The organism is Bradyrhizobium sp. SZCCHNS3052 (genome assembly GCF_032484495.1).
Lineage (GTDB): Bacteria > Pseudomonadota > Alphaproteobacteria > Rhizobiales > Xanthobacteraceae > Bradyrhizobium.
Window position 1 is genome coordinate 1 of the sequence record NZ_JAUETB010000025.1, and the last position, 15,159, is coordinate 15,159.

At 58.7% G+C, this 15,159-nt stretch carries 15 protein-coding genes; 12 read left to right on the forward strand and 3 right to left on the reverse strand.

Annotated features, from left to right (window positions below; all coding sequences use genetic code 11):
- The 4 genes from QX073_RS34180 to QX073_RS34195 form a co-directional block, all read left to right on the forward strand.
- Positions 1-591: integrase core domain-containing protein (locus tag QX073_RS34180; protein ID WP_316227102.1), on the forward strand; the 591-nt coding region annotated here is incomplete at its 5' end.
- 195 nt (positions 592-786) lie between these two features.
- Entirely contained in the window at positions 787-1,044 is a 258-nt protein-coding gene (locus QX073_RS34185) for a hypothetical protein (RefSeq protein WP_316227103.1), read from the forward strand.
- Positions 1,026-2,168 carry a tyrosine-type recombinase/integrase gene (locus tag QX073_RS34190; protein WP_316227104.1) on the forward strand — a complete coding sequence of 381 codons (1,143 nt, stop codon included), beginning with the start codon at positions 1,026-1,028 and terminating at the stop codon, positions 2,166-2,168. The genes QX073_RS34185 and QX073_RS34190 overlap by 19 nt, the downstream gene beginning before the upstream one ends.
- Positions 2,169-2,316: 148 nt before the next feature.
- Positions 2,317-3,762: an integrase gene (locus QX073_RS34195; RefSeq protein ID WP_316227105.1), complete on the forward strand. Its 1,446-nt coding sequence runs from the start codon at positions 2,317-2,319 to the stop codon at positions 3,760-3,762.
- A 96-nt stretch (positions 3,763-3,858) separates the two neighbouring features.
- On the opposite strand, the gene QX073_RS34200 is transcribed toward QX073_RS34195, so the two are convergent.
- Positions 3,859-4,140, reverse strand: a complete 282-nt coding sequence (locus QX073_RS34200) for an excisionase family DNA-binding protein (protein WP_316227106.1) — start codon at positions 4,138-4,140, stop codon at positions 3,859-3,861.
- A 271-nt stretch (positions 4,141-4,411) separates the two neighbouring features.
- Between QX073_RS34200 and QX073_RS34205 the strand changes: the two genes are divergently transcribed.
- The 4 genes from QX073_RS34205 (at position 4,412) to QX073_RS34220 (ending at position 8,398) form a co-directional block, all read left to right on the forward strand.
- Complete coding sequence (locus QX073_RS34205) at positions 4,412-4,903, forward strand: hypothetical protein (protein ID WP_316227107.1); 492 nt, start codon at positions 4,412-4,414, stop codon at positions 4,901-4,903.
- 935 nt (positions 4,904-5,838) lie between these two features.
- Entirely contained in the window at positions 5,839-7,005 is a 1,167-nt protein-coding gene (locus QX073_RS34210) for a hypothetical protein (RefSeq protein ID WP_316227108.1), read from the forward strand.
- A 162-nt stretch (positions 7,006-7,167) separates the two neighbouring features.
- Positions 7,168-7,965, forward strand: coding sequence for a hypothetical protein (locus QX073_RS34215; RefSeq protein ID WP_316227109.1), 798 nt, complete (start codon positions 7,168-7,170; stop codon positions 7,963-7,965).
- A complete protein-coding gene (locus QX073_RS34220) occupies positions 7,958-8,398 on the forward strand; it encodes a hypothetical protein (RefSeq protein WP_316227110.1) in 441 nt (146 codons plus the stop codon). The genes QX073_RS34215 and QX073_RS34220 overlap by 8 nt, the downstream gene beginning before the upstream one ends.
- A gap of 511 nt (positions 8,399-8,909) precedes the next feature.
- Here QX073_RS34220 and QX073_RS34225 read toward each other — a convergent pair.
- Both QX073_RS34225 and QX073_RS34230 read right to left on the reverse strand, forming a co-directional pair.
- On the reverse strand, positions 8,910-10,757 hold the full coding sequence (locus QX073_RS34225; protein ID WP_316227111.1) for a metallophosphoesterase: 1,848 nt from the start codon (positions 10,755-10,757) through the stop codon (positions 8,910-8,912).
- Positions 10,758-11,188: 431 nt separating this feature from the next.
- The gene (locus QX073_RS34230) at positions 11,189-11,527 is read right to left on the reverse strand and encodes a helix-turn-helix transcriptional regulator (RefSeq protein WP_316227112.1); all 339 of its coding nucleotides are present in this window, start codon (positions 11,525-11,527) and stop codon (positions 11,189-11,191) included.
- 111 nt (positions 11,528-11,638) lie between these two features.
- On the opposite strand from QX073_RS34230, the gene QX073_RS34235 reads away from it, so the two are divergent.
- From QX073_RS34235 to mobF, 4 genes are all read left to right on the forward strand, one after another.
- Complete coding sequence (locus QX073_RS34235) at positions 11,639-12,109, forward strand: hypothetical protein (RefSeq protein WP_316227113.1); 471 nt, start codon at positions 11,639-11,641, stop codon at positions 12,107-12,109.
- 391 nt (positions 12,110-12,500) lie between these two features.
- Entirely contained in the window at positions 12,501-12,821 is a 321-nt protein-coding gene (locus QX073_RS34240) for a hypothetical protein (protein ID WP_316227114.1), read from the forward strand.
- Positions 12,818-14,629: a type IV secretion system DNA-binding domain-containing protein gene (locus QX073_RS34245; protein ID WP_316227115.1), complete on the forward strand. Its 1,812-nt coding sequence runs from the start codon at positions 12,818-12,820 to the stop codon at positions 14,627-14,629. Before QX073_RS34240 ends, QX073_RS34245 begins: the two co-directional genes overlap by 4 nt.
- Positions 14,630-14,632: 3 nt before the next feature.
- Positions 14,633-15,159: MobF family relaxase (gene mobF / locus QX073_RS34250; protein ID WP_316227116.1), on the forward strand; the 527-nt coding region annotated here is incomplete at its 3' end.

A 15,159-nucleotide genomic window follows, 5' to 3' on the forward strand; every position in this document is an offset into this window, starting at 1 on the left:
CTGCTCCCGAATGATCGCTGGTCACTCGACTTTGTGTCGGATCAGATGACCGATGGCCGGCGCTTCCGCATCCTGACCGTGGTCGACGACTGCACCCGCGAGTGCCTGGCGCTGGTGGCCGACACTTCACTCTCGGGCGCCCGGGTCGCTCGAGAGCTGGACCGGCTGGTCGCCAAGCGCGGCAAGCCCAAGATGGTGGTGAGCGACAACGGCAGCGAACTCACCAGCAATGCCATCCTGACATGGGCCGATCAGAACCGCATCGCCTGGCACTACATCGCACCGGGGAAACCAATGCAGAACGCCTTCATTGAGAGCTTCAACGGCCGCCTGCGGGATGAACTGCTGAACGAGACGCTGTTCACCTCGCTCGCCCAGGCCCGCGTTGCGCTCCGATGCTGGCAGGCCGACTATAACGACGCTCGACCGCACTCCCAGCTCGGATGGAAGACGCCATCCGAGTTCGCCGCCACCTGCAATCCGCGTCGGGATCTGGCGCTGCGCTATGCCGAGAGCTCCGCCCCAGCTCCCGCCGCTACGACCGCCCGGATGGGCACATCCAACGGCCCGAACGAACTCAGATCTGGATAAAACTTGGGGGCAAGGTCACGCGCTCTAACCACGATGAATTGTTCAATTGCAGCTCCTCTCGATGATCCGCGGCCTAGCCGTAGTGCACTCAAAGCTGCTCGATTCTACGATCAAGGCGACCGGCTCATTCAATTTAGAATGCGGGTTTGCCAGATTGGTGGGAGCCCAACCTTTTGAGCAACCTCGGCCGAAGCCATGAAGCGCGCAACTTCGCGAATCGACATGTTGCCACTTTTGCCAGTTGTATTTGGCCTCGGCGAAATCGAGGCGGCTGCGGCGATCGGCGTCTCCGCAAGCAAGTTTCGCGCGCTGGTTAAAGAAGCTCGGATGCCTCGGCCTCGACGAATTGACCGGCGCTTTGTCTGGGACGTTGATGAGCTGCGCGCGGCGTTCAAGGCTCTCCCCCATGAAGGTGAGAGCGAGGGATCTGATACATGGGCGGACGTGGTGTGATCCGGTTGAAGTATGTTCACGCATTTCGTGATCGTCAGGGCCGCATGCGCTACTACTTCCGCCGCGACGGGAGGCGGACGCCTCTTCCCGGCTTGCCCGGCTGTGGCGAGTTTATGGATGCATACGCGACGCTACTCGCAAACAGGCCAAAGCCTGCTGAGCTGCGACCGGCAGCGGCCCCCAAAAGCTTCGCCGCACTCGCAATCCTCTATTGCGGCTCTCCACAGTATCGCTCGCTGTCCGCGTCCAGCCGCACCAACTATAGGCGAGTGATCGACGGGTTCCTGGAAGAACATGGTCATCGGCGCGTCGATCAAATGACGCGAGAGCATGTCGACATCATCATCGGCAAGATGGCTGACAGGCCGGGAGCAGGCATTATCTTGCTGAAGCGGATCCGAACCCTGATCCGCTACGCCATGGCACTGGGCTGGACAGATCGAGATCCAACTGCCGGCGTGCGGGGATACAAATCGAAGGAAATCCACACTTGGAATGAAAGCGAGATAGCGGTGTTCGAGCGCCGCTGGCCGGAAGGCACACGGGAGCGTCTGACGTTTGCGCTGCTCCTCTACACAGGTCAACGCGGGTCAGACGTTTATCGGATGACATGGGCGGACATTTCAGGAGGTGCGATTCGCGTTGCGCAGCAGAAGACCGCCGCGAAGCTCACCATTCCGATCCACGAGGCATTGGATCGCGTGCTTTCGACTGCGAACCGTAGCCACTCGACAATCCTGGCGACGGCTTATGGCGAGCGGTTCTCGGTGAAGGGCTTCGGCCAGATGATCTCGGCTGCCATCCGGGAAGCAGGGCTCCCCCAACGCTGCAAAGCCCATGGGCTCCGAAAAGCGGCCGCGCGGCGATTGGCCGAGGCCGGATGTTCTGCAAGCGAGATCGCTGCGATTACCGGGCACAAGACGCTGGCAGAAGTCGAGCGCTACACACGCGCGGCGGACCAAGAGCGGCTGGCGAGACAGGCGATCCAGCGGCAGTCCGAAAACCAAAGTGGCAAACCGCAAGTTGGCGAAGTGGCAAACCCCACCGACGAAGCTATAAAGATCAATAGCTTAGCTTGGAATGTGGCGCTCCCTAGGGGAATCGAACCCCTGTTTCAGCCTTGAGAGTTGGAGTTTTTCCGGCTCGGCCAGTTCGCATCCATTCGCCACAATCCAATATTATCATATACTTAGACGATGTCGGTTCGCGGTCGGCCGTCTCCGTACGCCCTCGCTTATTCGACGGATATTCGACGCTTTCGAGAAGGTCGTCATGGCGAAAACACTCGCAGAGGAACAGATAACGACGGCCAGGGCACGCTCCAGGTTGGATCTAGGCGTGCATTGGCGTCGCCTCGATGCCGAGGCGCATCTTGGCTATCGCAAGGGCAAGCGAAGTGGGAAATGGTTGGTTCGCTGGCGCAATCGCCATGATGGGGCAAACTACAGGCAGGCGCCGATCGGCGTTGCCAACGACGTCAACGACAAACCAGCCGAAGGCACGCTGACCTTTGAACAAGCCGTGACACAAGCGCGAGAACACGTCACCCGGTCAAGGGCAGAAGCGGCGGCGCTAGCTGCCGGACCGCCGCCCACAGTGCAAGCGGCAATTGAGATATACGTTCGAGAGCGCAACGCTCGTGACAGCCGGAGGGCCGGTCGCGACGTTCGCTCCGATGCTGGCCACCGACTGCGGCGCTACCTTCTTGGCCAAGAGCGCCGTGGTCGTCAGGAAGCCATTAACGCTGCCCCCGTTGTCGCTGTCCGGCTGTACGCGTTGACAGAAAATCACCTTTTGACTTGGCGTGAGAGCCTGCCGGCAAAATTGAAGGCCACGACCAAGCGCAGGCTCGCAGCTGACCTGAAGGCTGCCCTAAATGCAGCATGGCTCCGCCTGCCCTCGGAACAAAAGAAGTTGAACCCGACATTCCCATCGATCGTGAAAGACGGGCTCAAGGCCGAGCGCATCGACGATGACGACGAGACATCTGTTGCTCGAGACAACCAAATCCTCACAGATGCGCAGGTCGGTACTCTCCTCCGTGCCGCACGGGAAATCGATGAGGAGCAAGGGTTTGAAGGTGATCTATATCGCATCGTCGTGTGCCTTGCGGCCACGGGCGCGCGATTCGCGCAACTAAGGCGAATGCGCGTGAGTGATGCGCAGCAGATAGAACGACGCTTGATGGTCCCAGGGTCATACAAGGGTCGCGGCGGCAACGGCGGCTATGTCCCGGTACCAGTGGGTGAAGATGTCATTGACGTTCTGATGCCGGCACTTTCAGGCCGCCCGAAAGAAGCGCCATTGTTCGAGCGCTGGAGGTACGAGCAGGCTGGTAGCTTCGGGTGGAAAAAGTCAGAGCGCGGTTCGTGGAGGACAGCCGAACTCACTCGCCCGTGGCAAGACATCCGTGAGCGTGCCGGGCTCCCGAAGGTCATTCCTTATGCGTTGCGGCATTCCAGCATCGTACGGGGTTTACGCAATCTTCTGCCCATTCAGCACGTTGCCAAATTACACAACACATCGGTGCAGATGATCGAACGTCATTATGCGAAGTACATCGCAACGGCCCTCGAAGATCTCGCTAGGGCGGCTGTCATATCCCTTGTTCCCCGCGGAAACGCGAGCATGTCGTCGACGGCGGGAACCAACAAAAAGTTCTCGTCGCCGAACGATAATGCCTTAGATGGGCACGGCTCTGCCGGGCATGAACTGTAACGCTGCAGGCCCGCGGGTGAGCGCGCGGCCGATTTTTCACGTCGATACGAGAAGCGATTAATAACTACTTGATTGGCTACTTAAGGACCGACAAGGCTATTTGCGGTTGATGGGCGCCTCGTTGAGGCCAACCAGAGACAGCAGAGATTGCACGATGACGAGCCTGCGGCGACCGATCGTCGTCGTCGTAATTCGACCATTCCCGATGAGTTCATAGAGCTTGGTTCGTCCAAGACCCGTCGCTTCACACGCTTCCGCCACGGTACAGGTCAGCCGCTGCGCAAACGGGATGCATTTTCGCGGGTTACGTTCCGGCTCATCTGGAGCCACAATAAGCGCCGTTTGGGTAACGCACTCGAGGTCCCGGCCACGCTGCATCAAAGTCGTGCTCCTCCATAGTCGGAGAATTCAGCGTGAGGCCGCCTGCTCCCGACGTCAACAGAAGCGAACGACCAGAGTGTCCTGGCGTACATCAGGAAGCTGCGGAGGGCTCAACTTCAAAACAGCGGGCAACATTTTCGAACCAACCTAGTCGCATTCGAGTCGCCCCCTATCGGTCTGCGGCAATCATCGGCTTCAATGCCGTCATCGCTTCTATGCCATCATGAATTGTCCGTGTTATCAATGAGTTGGAGAGAGCGAGGACCTAATGAAGAAGGAACGAGGACGCAAGCCCAAACAACTGCCAGCGCCCGAACAGGCGCTGCTCGCGTCCGTGAAATCCGTCGCGGTGAGTTACTACGTGAGACAACATGGTAGTGGCATCTCAGACGAAGCCATTACCGATGTGCTTTGCGACATCGTTGCGATGCGGCCCGACATGCCCAAGCACCTAGGCAAGGAAGTGACCTGCTCGCTCATGTGTTCGCGCGAATACAACCGTGTTGAGGATCAGGGCGAAACGCCTTCGCCGTACATTGGCAATGGGCGCGCCGTTCCCGAAAACCCTTTCTTACTCAACATGCGACTGGGCAAGGAAGGTGGGTTGTTTTCTGCTTACTTGCCCGAGGCCGCGTACTGGGCGCTGCAGGTCGACTTGAAGAACGGACGGTTGAAGTTCATCGAGGCGACCTTCATCAAGACGCGTCGCCGGAATGGTGATCTGATCAGCCTGAACTTCTCGGAAGCCCCGCCGGAGTAACCGTGACAGGATCTGCGATCGGGCGGATGGATGTGCCTATCCAGACGGCGAGCTAGGGCGGAGCGTTTGACCAACGGCGGCAAAGGATTTCCTCGCGATCGAGGAAAATTAACTTGCGGCGAATTCTCTCAGAGGCTTCCGTCAGCTTGGAAGGGTATCCGCCGCTGAATACTTTCGGACAAAAATGCAGTTCGGATCGCAATTGAACCGCAATAGCTTTTCCCGCAGGTCCGAATCGGAGGGCGTCCAGGTCAATGCCCTCGTCATGGTCGTTCTGATTGAGAGGCGGTCAGGTTTGCAGGAACAGCGTCGCCGGACTAACGGGCATTCTGAAGCGGGTCGAGGGCTTGAGTCGGGGGGCAATTTACATGTGCCCCTCCTCTCGAACTCTTCATCGTCGTCCATGAGGGCGCTTGCCGCATCTCTAGGGGTTAAGCCGGGCGCTACCAGCTTGTCGCAATTGCCACCCGAGCAGTAGCTTACTGCCTTCTGAACCACCCCAGCAGCATTCACAGCCACATCGTCCGTCTCATCAGCCTCGTTTACTCTCGTGAAACCAGGACGCCTGCTGAGAGTGGCGGCCGCTCGGCCTCCCCGCACGCCAATTTCAACTCACCGTAAGCACTCGCCGGTCTTACGATTGCTACGTGGCGTCGCTTCCCTGCTGCGCGGTGCGCTCCCTTCATTGAGACGCTTCAATATCATGCTATAAAGGGGTTGCGCACAAAATTCGGAACTACTATTAGTAGCATTCATGCATTTGTCACTTTTCAACAGGTCCGCAAGTGCCTCCGAGTGGCGTCGATTTTTGCAAGTGGCTTGAGCATGCACGCGGTCTGGCGAACCAGCACAGCGCGATATCATCCAGCGACCGCACTACCCTTCGCCGTACACTCGTCGAACTGCACGACCTTTTCCTTCGCGCGCCGAACAGCATGCAAAAAGCCTATCGGGCGATGGCGGACAAGCGCATTGTCGCCGGACAAAAGCTGTTCGAGGAACAGTTGGCGCGGGGACGACTATCCTGGTCGTTGCCGGACGATGATCCAGAGAAAATAGCGGCGACCCTTGGCGGCCTCATCCGCGCCGTCGACTGGACCTTGGGTCAGTACCGTTCTCAGTGGCCGACCAATTCCCAGCAATGGCTGGTGAAGGATCTGGGTTGGTACGTGGTGCCGCGTGAGGGACTCAGCAGAACGCGTTCGTTGGCGCAAGGTCAGCTATACGAGAAGCGGGGGACCGTATTCCATCGGCTCATACCGGCCAATATCAGAGGTTACGTAGTGGAAGTTGTCAACAGCCGAAGCCGCCATCCGTCGGTCCGAGACGCCGGTGACTGGCGCATGGGGGCCTGCTTGTTCGAAAAGCTGTCGCTGCAGCCGAATTTCTCGGAAGATGGTGGAGAGAAACGCTTCGTGATTACCGGAGTCGACTGCGCCGGCGCAGAAGAAGCCGTGGCCTCCCAGATTGAGGATGCTCTGAGTGAGCGTTGTGTGGCCGTGGTCTGGCCAGAATTGACGGTCCCGCCGGCTCTTCGAGAGAAGATCCGCGCCCTCCTTGCCGGTCGCGACGTCGCGGACTCGCGGTTTCCGCCAGCCATTGTCGTGGCAGGCAGCTGGCACGAGAGTCTTCAGGGAGGTGGCGTTGCGAACCGGACGCGCGTCTACGACGGTTACGGAATCGAGCGGCTGTCTTATGACAAGATTGCACCCTACTCCGATGAAAATTGGGGGCGGGAGGCGATAACCCCCGGAAAGTACATCTATGTGCTGGCGACGGAAGATGCACTCACGGCCTTCGCGATCTGCCTAGATTTCTGCGACCTGGCATCCAACCCATTCACGGATTTGGATGTTGATTTTGTGCTTGTACCCTCGATGGGCAACGATCGCACAATAGAGGGACACCAGATGACGGCGGCAGCCGTCGAGGTGAAATATGGAACCCGTACCTTCGTCGTACAGTTCATGACCGCGACTGAGTTCCAAGATGGCAGGATAGGTTCTATAATACCTATGCCTAAAAGACCTGCCCATATGTCACCTCAGGAGATGGGTCAAAATACCGTATGGAAGGCTTACCAGTGGCCCAACAATATCTAGATTTCATAATCCAAATCACAGTAAAGCGTTGTGAAGCATCCTTAATGGTTGTGCAATATGGTTCACGCCATGGAATCGGAACTCGAAAAGATAGAACTCGGCGATGCTAGCGCTGCGGAAGCGAGAGAGGTTGTGTCTGCGCTCCTAAAAGGCGGATCAGCCATGAGCTACGAACGCCTTTATGCCACCCTCGGCGCGTGGCTCTGGAAGGCGCTGGATGGTCGACGCCGCGACCAGGAACTGCGCGAGTGGTACGATATCCTTCGTCGGTGCAGCGCTACGGTTGCGGAAAAGAACCCTGCGTATGGCGAGCGATTCAAAGCGTTTTATGACCTGCTTGACATGTCGATCGCGACCTCCGCAGTCTCGGACGCCGGCAAGATACTCAGCCGGCAGCATGTCATCAACGTATTGAAGATACTGCAGAAAGCTGGGGGCGCCCCGGTCGAAAAGGCCACGATAGCGCAGGAACTCGGACTGGGAGCAGAGAACCTTAGTCGAGTGCTCCATATGATGGGCAACGCGCGCCTATTGGAGCGTACGACTTATGGAAAGAAGGCATTCTTTGCTATCACGCGGGAGGGGCGGCGCGCACTCGCAAACAGCAAAGGAGTTACCCCGCCGCCGATCGAGCTGGGTCAAACCAAAGGCGAGCAAGATTTGGCCAATCTTATCCTTCGGATGGTCACCGACCGAATAGCGAAGGTGCAATCCAGTCAAGACGGTCTCACAGCCAGCTCGACTCCGTCTGGTCACCATTTTCGTACGCCCTCGATGCCAATTGGTAAAAGGCCAATCAAGCGATGGTACAAGCGCCCATATTGCGGCTACCAAATCGTCGGGCAAAGCGAAAAGAAGGTCGATACTCAGCAAAACGTGACGGTAGAAACAAGCAGCCAACAGAAGTCGCCCCCGTTCACACTGCACACCTCCTATTCCTATGGAGAAAATCATGTCTAGTGAGGAGGAGTTTGTGCCGGACGGGATGGGCAATACCGGGGAAGATACGCTTATCCTGTACGGGCAGTCCCTGGCGGATAGAGTTTCTTCTATATCATCGTCCTACACGACTCTGCTCATGAGCATGGGGAGGAGAACGAGAGGAGGGCCTGAGATGCTTGTGCCGCTCGTTGATGTGAGATTAGACGGGCCGCTCCCCGACAACGGAGAACCTGCAGCGCCAATCTTCTATCAACTAGTGACGCTCGACAATTTGGCGTTTGTTTTGGAGGACATGACCAACGACTTGACTGCCGTGTGCCAACAGCTGGCCGCGGCCTCCTCCGGGCGATCGAAGCCGGACGCCGATTGGCTGTTGGCTGTGAAGAAGAATTTCTCCGAAGCGAAGTCCAATCTGGAAAAATGCTTGGCAGAGATCGAAAGTATCGGCTAGTCGAGACGGGGGGTTGGCCGCGAACAATCATCTCCCACGTACCTTGACAGGAAAAAATGCTGCGCTCGTGAAGCGATCTGCCGCACTGCTCATTCCACTCTGAAGGCGTCTTTCAGGAAGATCTGGCAAAGGTGCCTCCCTCTTTCAAACAGCGAGTGATAAGAAGCACTGAAACTGTCCTCAGGCGTGAGGGACAGCGTTATGGTAACGCTATTCGTCGCCAACGAACCTCGTTGTGAAAGAGTAGCAGCAATGCTCTCGTCGCTGATCGCAAGCTTCCGATGACCCGCAACCTGAAGAGCTAATTGCCCTGCGTCGGAAACGATGCGAGGGACTTCATTAGGCGTCTTTTCCACTAGACACTGGTTGGGGTCATTCGGTGCGTGGGTAAGCCGAAGGGCTCTACGCGCCGGCACGGCAGCGCCAAAAAGAATCCGGCTTTGAGTCACGAAGCCTAGCGTGCGGCCGGGCACCAGCATCTCCGCGAGCAATAAACGGCTGCCCGAAGTCTTTAAGGTGTCGACTTCTCGCTCGGATTCTCGGAAGCGGCGATGATGACTGGCTGGCCCTGCGGTTTGATGACAATCGGCCCTTCGATCAAATGCGGAGATAGTGGGTCCACTGGGACGTACGCTGGAGGCGGCGCGCCCTTCGTCTCGGTGTTGACGCGCCATTCGCTTCGCTTGGGGACGCGCGTAAGACCGACCGGATAGATTTTGACCTCATCATCCGTGATCCTCATCCGCAAAAAATTACGATGGGTATCGAGTCTCATGGAGCTGAAAGCGTCATTATGGTTCATGTTGTAGCGGGCGGACGTGAGGTACAGGTAAACTCCGAAGAAGCAGCCGCCGGCTAACGCGCCGACGAACGTCATCTCCCCGAAAAAGATGGCAATGCCAGGCAAGTGCCAGCGTCCAAACAGCGGAAGCCAGCCATTCAGATAATCGAAGATTAGCGCGCCAAGGATAGCGACTGTCGAGTGCACCGCGCCATTGGCCGCGGAGATCAACTGGACAACCCTGCTGTTTCCTTCCTGGCGCTTTGTATAGGCCCAAAAGCCCAGGCCGAAAAGAAGCGGCACAAGCACCAGCGAGTCCGGCCACAGATGCACCGTCGCAAGCCCAGCCAGCCAGTAGATTGCCCCCAGGAGGAAGCAGAAGCCGGGATTCAGGCTCACGAAACTGAAGTTGCCTTTCAGCAATTCCAGGCTTTGTGTCCTGCTTGGATAGCAGGCCGCTGCGTCGCAATCTTGATGAGGTGATTCCGGCTCCGTCTTAAGGCTGAGTTCCGTCACCCGGCTCCCGAGCCACGACCTGTTGCTATCGTTCGGATCGAGAACAACTTTGTCCTCGAGCTGGTGCGTGGGGTGAAGGAACGCTCCCCCGCCGCCGGAGGTAATGAACTGGGTTACGCCATCGTTGCCCGAATACCGGCTGTAGTGGTGCGTATCGCCGGATAACACGATCGGAATTTGCAGGTTCCGCTTCGCATTGACGGCACTCCACGCAATGTTGTCGATCACGCCGAGCGACTTGTTGCTGTGCTGCAAGGTGTAGAGCCATCCCGGCTCGGGTCCGCACAGGATGATTTTCGACCCTGGCGCCATTCGCTTGGCGATCTGGTCGAAATAGTCCTTCTGCGGCTGGTCGACATCGTCCGCAAGCTGCGCATCCATCGCCCAGATCCACCACGTCTTCGTCAGCTGGAGGGCAAAATAGCTCCGCCGTTGCCAACTCCGCCAACCGCCCAGATGCAAATGCGGCGATCGCCTTGTGAAATAAGCTAGGAAGAGCACTAGGCCATCGTACCAGTCGTGGTTTCCAGGAATCGCGTAAACCGGTGGGCCTTGAAGCATACCGTGGTGGGCGTCCGGAAAAGCCAAGTTGTACGGATTGATGAGCCGCTTCTGATAGTTCGTTATCTCGGCGTGAGGATACACTTCGTCACCCCCCATCACCAAGAGTTTGCCGCGCGGCAGTATCTCCTCGCCTATCTTGAGCTGCTCCTGGCTTAACAGCGATGCGATGGCAAAAGTCGCGTCGAATCCATCGCCGAGATCCGCCACGAAATCAATCCAGAGCGCGTCGTCTTCGTCCCTGTCGAACAGGGTCGGCGGTCGGTCGTCTTCGTTCTCAAAGGTGGTCTCCGGAACGAATTGTTGTGCCCTCCTGGCAAACTCGTCCGGCGAGACAGGGTCGAGGGCCGCAACGATCAAGCGCCGGTCTGCGTATTGCCCGAAGAGATCGGAGACCACGACCCGCCACAGCAGCTTGGCCAGTAGATCGGGCCGAAACCATGACGTCATCGTAGGGTACTTTTGCAGCTCCTCTATGGAAACAGGCGGATCACCGGCCATAGTCCCCTCCTTGCGTGCAGTCTGTTCCGTGCGCGCCGTTGCGTCGCAATGAAACTCAGATCGACTCTGGGACTGCCCGAATTCCGATAGCCGAGTCGATAGTCGCCCTTTGCTGTAGCGCCCATCTTGTTGATGGAATCGTGCAAGTCCCACCCGTTCTCAATGATCGCGTTGTTGGCTTCTACGAACGCTTGGAGAAGCCCCCCCAAATCCGACTTGCGGCCCAGAAACGTTTTGCGCTCTGTTATTTATTCATTGTAGGCGTTCATGAAATCCCATGACCTGCGACCGTACCTCGGCCGGGTATGGTGTAACCTTAGTAACGACCACGGGGCGGAAAAGAGAGCCGAACGAACCGCAACCGCTCTTTCGCGGACGCTAAGCCTCGTATCTGAAGGTACGACCTAATCGGCGTACCTATAAAGGTTATTTTACTTGAGTCGTCCACGATGGGTAGCCAGCGCCTCAGCTTGAATTACCAAACTTTGAAGATCATTTTCGGAAAGCGCACGACTCGCCATGCGAAGCCGTTCGCCCAGCAAGACCCGATTCGAACCTTCCCTACCGTCTTCGGAGAAGCCCAACAGAATGTTTGGTGTCGTGGCTAGCACCTTGCATATGCGCAATAGCGTCGAAAGATCCGGCTCGCGGTCCCCGGTAACGTAAAACCCATATCGTCTTTCGCTCAAGCCTGCACGACGCGCCACCTCGGCGTTTGAAAAGCCGAGCTCTTTAGCGCGGGATCGTAGCTTTTGCCCCAGTACCTGCATCAGAACAATCTGTTCTGATCCCGCTTGCGGGGTCCATGTAACTATTGTACCGTAATACGTACAATATGTACGCAGTGTCCAATCTGAGGCGGGCGACGTCAGAGTTCAACGATGGATGCCAATGGTCTTTTGAGAGGCGAGGCACTCGACCCTCGGAATGAGTTTCCAGGTTGTCAGACAGCTTCAGCTGAACGGCTTGAGGACGATTTTGCTCTTGTCCAGCTCGACACGACGTTTGTCACGCTGCTGTCAGAGATTGCCGCCTTAGTGCCCGAGCACAGTAACGGTCGGGCGCGACGTGACGCGGAGAACGTTCGCTCGGACGAGTCCAGCCGAACCAAGAAAATCGAATCGGTCCTGGCCCGCTTGGAACCCGTTGAGCGGGCAATCATGGCGACACCTGCGCGGACGATCGTAGGTCTAGGCGTAAAGGCTCGGCATGCAGCCTCCGTGGTGTCAGAGTATTGGGATTCGCCTATCGAGCAGATTGACTGGGAAGCCCAAGCAGTTCGGCTCTTAATTGAAGCGATATGCAAAGCTGCCGGCGTGCGATTGCCCTTCCCTTGTAAGGAAGGTCAATAAACGCGCGCAATCAATACAACGAATTCGCTATGATACGCTAGCTGGCTCAGGCTGGCATCGTGGATTGCACCCAGACCCACTTCAGAAGACGTTCCGTTTGATTGCTGAGCAACATGGCCGTTTCAGCGGCTCGCCTTGTAGTTTCGCGCCGATTGTACGATCAGTGGTCTAGATTCCAAAAAGAACCACAATGCGCAATCGACGTCCGCTCGGGGCGACGACCGAGTGATCAATGATTTTCGTCGTTGGACATTTCTGCTTCTTAGCTCACCGGGTCTGCTTGACGCACGCTCAGGCGAGACCAGGCTCGGCCAGAAACGGCTGTATCGTAAGCGGGATGTCTGATTGATCTCGCGATCGATCGCCTCGGCAACTCTGTTGAGGCAATCTCATGACAGTCAAGACAAGACCAATCTCAATCCGTCTCGCAGCGAGCGAGATAGAACAGATTCGTGCACGCGCTCACGGGCTTTCAGCAAACATCACCGGCGTCGCCCGCGACCTGATCCGTACCGGACTTGCCGGCGGGGACAACAAGGCGCTCGCCGATCGGTTGATGCGGATTGAGCGTCGGATCGCCGCGCTCGAGCAGCAAAGCCAGGAAACGTACGCGCGGGTTGAATCGACCGACAAGGCGGCGCGCGACCTGCTTGCGATGTTCGAGGCCTTACTGAAGGCCTTGACAGGCGAGGGCTCCGGGAGGTCCGCATGACCCGGCGTTTGCGGATCATTTGCTTTCTCGCTGCGATGGGCTGCTTTGGCATTGCGGCGAGCATCTCGTATCTCGGGTTCGAGGTCTGGCCGCCTAGCGCCACGTTGGCGGACGGAAGGAACGCCGAATTCAGGCCAGCAGACATCCAAATCTGCATCAAAGGCCGTGGCCTGGCCTGGCTGGGAGACCGCTCCGGCGATGCCTATTGGCAGGCTTGCCGAGACTGGCTCACGCAATATCAAGCTCTGACCGGCTTCGAGCTTCGTTTCTGGAGCGTGATCGGCGCCAGTCTTGCGGGCCTACTGGCGCTGTTCGGGTTTGCGCTCAGCCTTCGACTGGATTCGGTTTCGCTCAAAGTCCTTCGCGGAGCACGGCTGCAAACCGACCGCCAAGGCTTGAAGGCGTTCGCCCGGGCGGCCGCTGCGGAGTGTCAGGTCCATGGCAAGGGCGTTGAGTTGATACCATCTGTGCCGTTTGGGCGCGAGCGGGAGGTCCGGCATTTCCTGATCGTGGGCAGCGTCGGCGGTGGCAAGACGCAGACCATGCTTCACTTGATCAATGAAGCGCTCTCTCGCGGAGATGGCCTTCTGGTGCTCGACACCAAAGGCGACATGATGGGCGGACTCCCAGCCGACGGAGACCCCCTTCTCGTCGCGCCACATGATCGGCGATCTCTGGTCTGGGACGTGGCAGCCGACTGCAGTATCAAGCAAGACGCCCGCGAACTCGCTGCCCGCTTCATTCCGCCAAGCTCGGACCCGATGTGGTCGCAGGCCGCGCAGGAGATCTTCGTCGCCTGTCTTGTCCATCTACAGGCGACCAGGGGTAAGGATTGGAGTTGGAGTGATCTGGAACGGGTCGTGACCGCCGATGTCGATAAGCTTGCCGGCTTCGCCAAGGATCACAACCCGAATGCGCTGCGACTGCTCGACCAGCCCGACAGCAAGACCACTCTCAGCATCCTGACCACCTTCCAGACCCATATGCGCATCGTCTCCATCCTGGCGGAGGCCTGGTCTGATCCATCAGCCCGCCGCTTCTCGATTCGCAGCTGGCTGCATCACCCAACGCGGTATCGCCCCCTGATCCTGCAGCACGACCCGGGCTATCCCGAGCTGTCGCGGATCTGGATCGGCAGCATCCTCGGCCTGCTCGCCTCGGCGGTGGGAAGCCCGACCCTCGCCGAAAGCCGCGAGCGGCGAGTCTGGCTGTTCCTCGACGAATTCCCGCAACTGCCGCCGATCAAGCAGTTTCCGACCTTCCTCGAGCTCGGCCGCTCCAAGGGCGTGGCGGTCGTGATCGGAGCCCAGGACACGGCTCAGATCCGCTCCGTCTATGGTCAGGACCAGGCCAAGTCCTGGTTCGGCATGACCGGCACCAAGATCATCACCCGGATCAACGCCAGCGAAGCGGCCGAGGACATCAGCCGGCTGATCGGCGAGCAGGAGGTCGAACGGCGCACGAAGAGCTCAACCCATGCGGGCGGCAAGACCAGCGTCACCGAGAGCACCCAACGCGAAATGCGCCGGGTGATCACGGCATCCGAGCTTGGCTCCCGTCTCGGTCCGACCAAGAGCGGCGTGCGGGTCCTGTTCATCGGACTTGGCGAGGACGTCTACGAGTTGGAGCTGCCCTATCTCAAGCTGCGGCAACTTCGGGAGCCGATCATGCCGGCGGATTGGACCCGGCCCTTTTCTGACGAGAGGCTCTCGCGACAAGACGGCCAAGAGGCCGGTCCAACTCCAACGCCACCATCAGCTCGCCTAACGAAGGATTTGGCGGCACAAATCCTCAAGCGGCGGGAGTGAGCCATGGTGGCGTCCATCTCAGCCCGCGGGAACGCGGCTTCCGCTGCGCGCTACTACAGCCACCTGCAGCGCGACGACTACTACAGCCGGGACGGCGAGCCGCCCGGCCGCTGGGCCGGCAAAGGGGCCAAGCGGCTCAGCCTCGACGGGCCGGTGACGCAAACCGAGTTCGACTCTGCGCTGCGCGGAATCGATCCCAAGACCGGCGAGCGGCTGACACAGCTCGGCGGCCGCGGCCGCGAGCACGCGGCCGGCTGGGACATGACCTTCAGCGCGCCCAAATCGGTCTCGGTGCTCTGGGCGCTTTCCGAGGCTCCCGAGCGCCAGATGATCGCCCAGGCCCATCGGTCGGCCGTGCTGGCGGCTTCCGCTCAACTGGAAGCGACCGCCGGCTGGGCCAGGCGAGGCCCGGCCGGCGCTACCCGAGAGCAAACGGCGGGGCTGCTGATGGCCCAATTCGATCATCACACCAGCCGCGAGTCCGACCCGCAGCTGCACACCCACACCTTCGTCTTCAACCTCGCCCCACG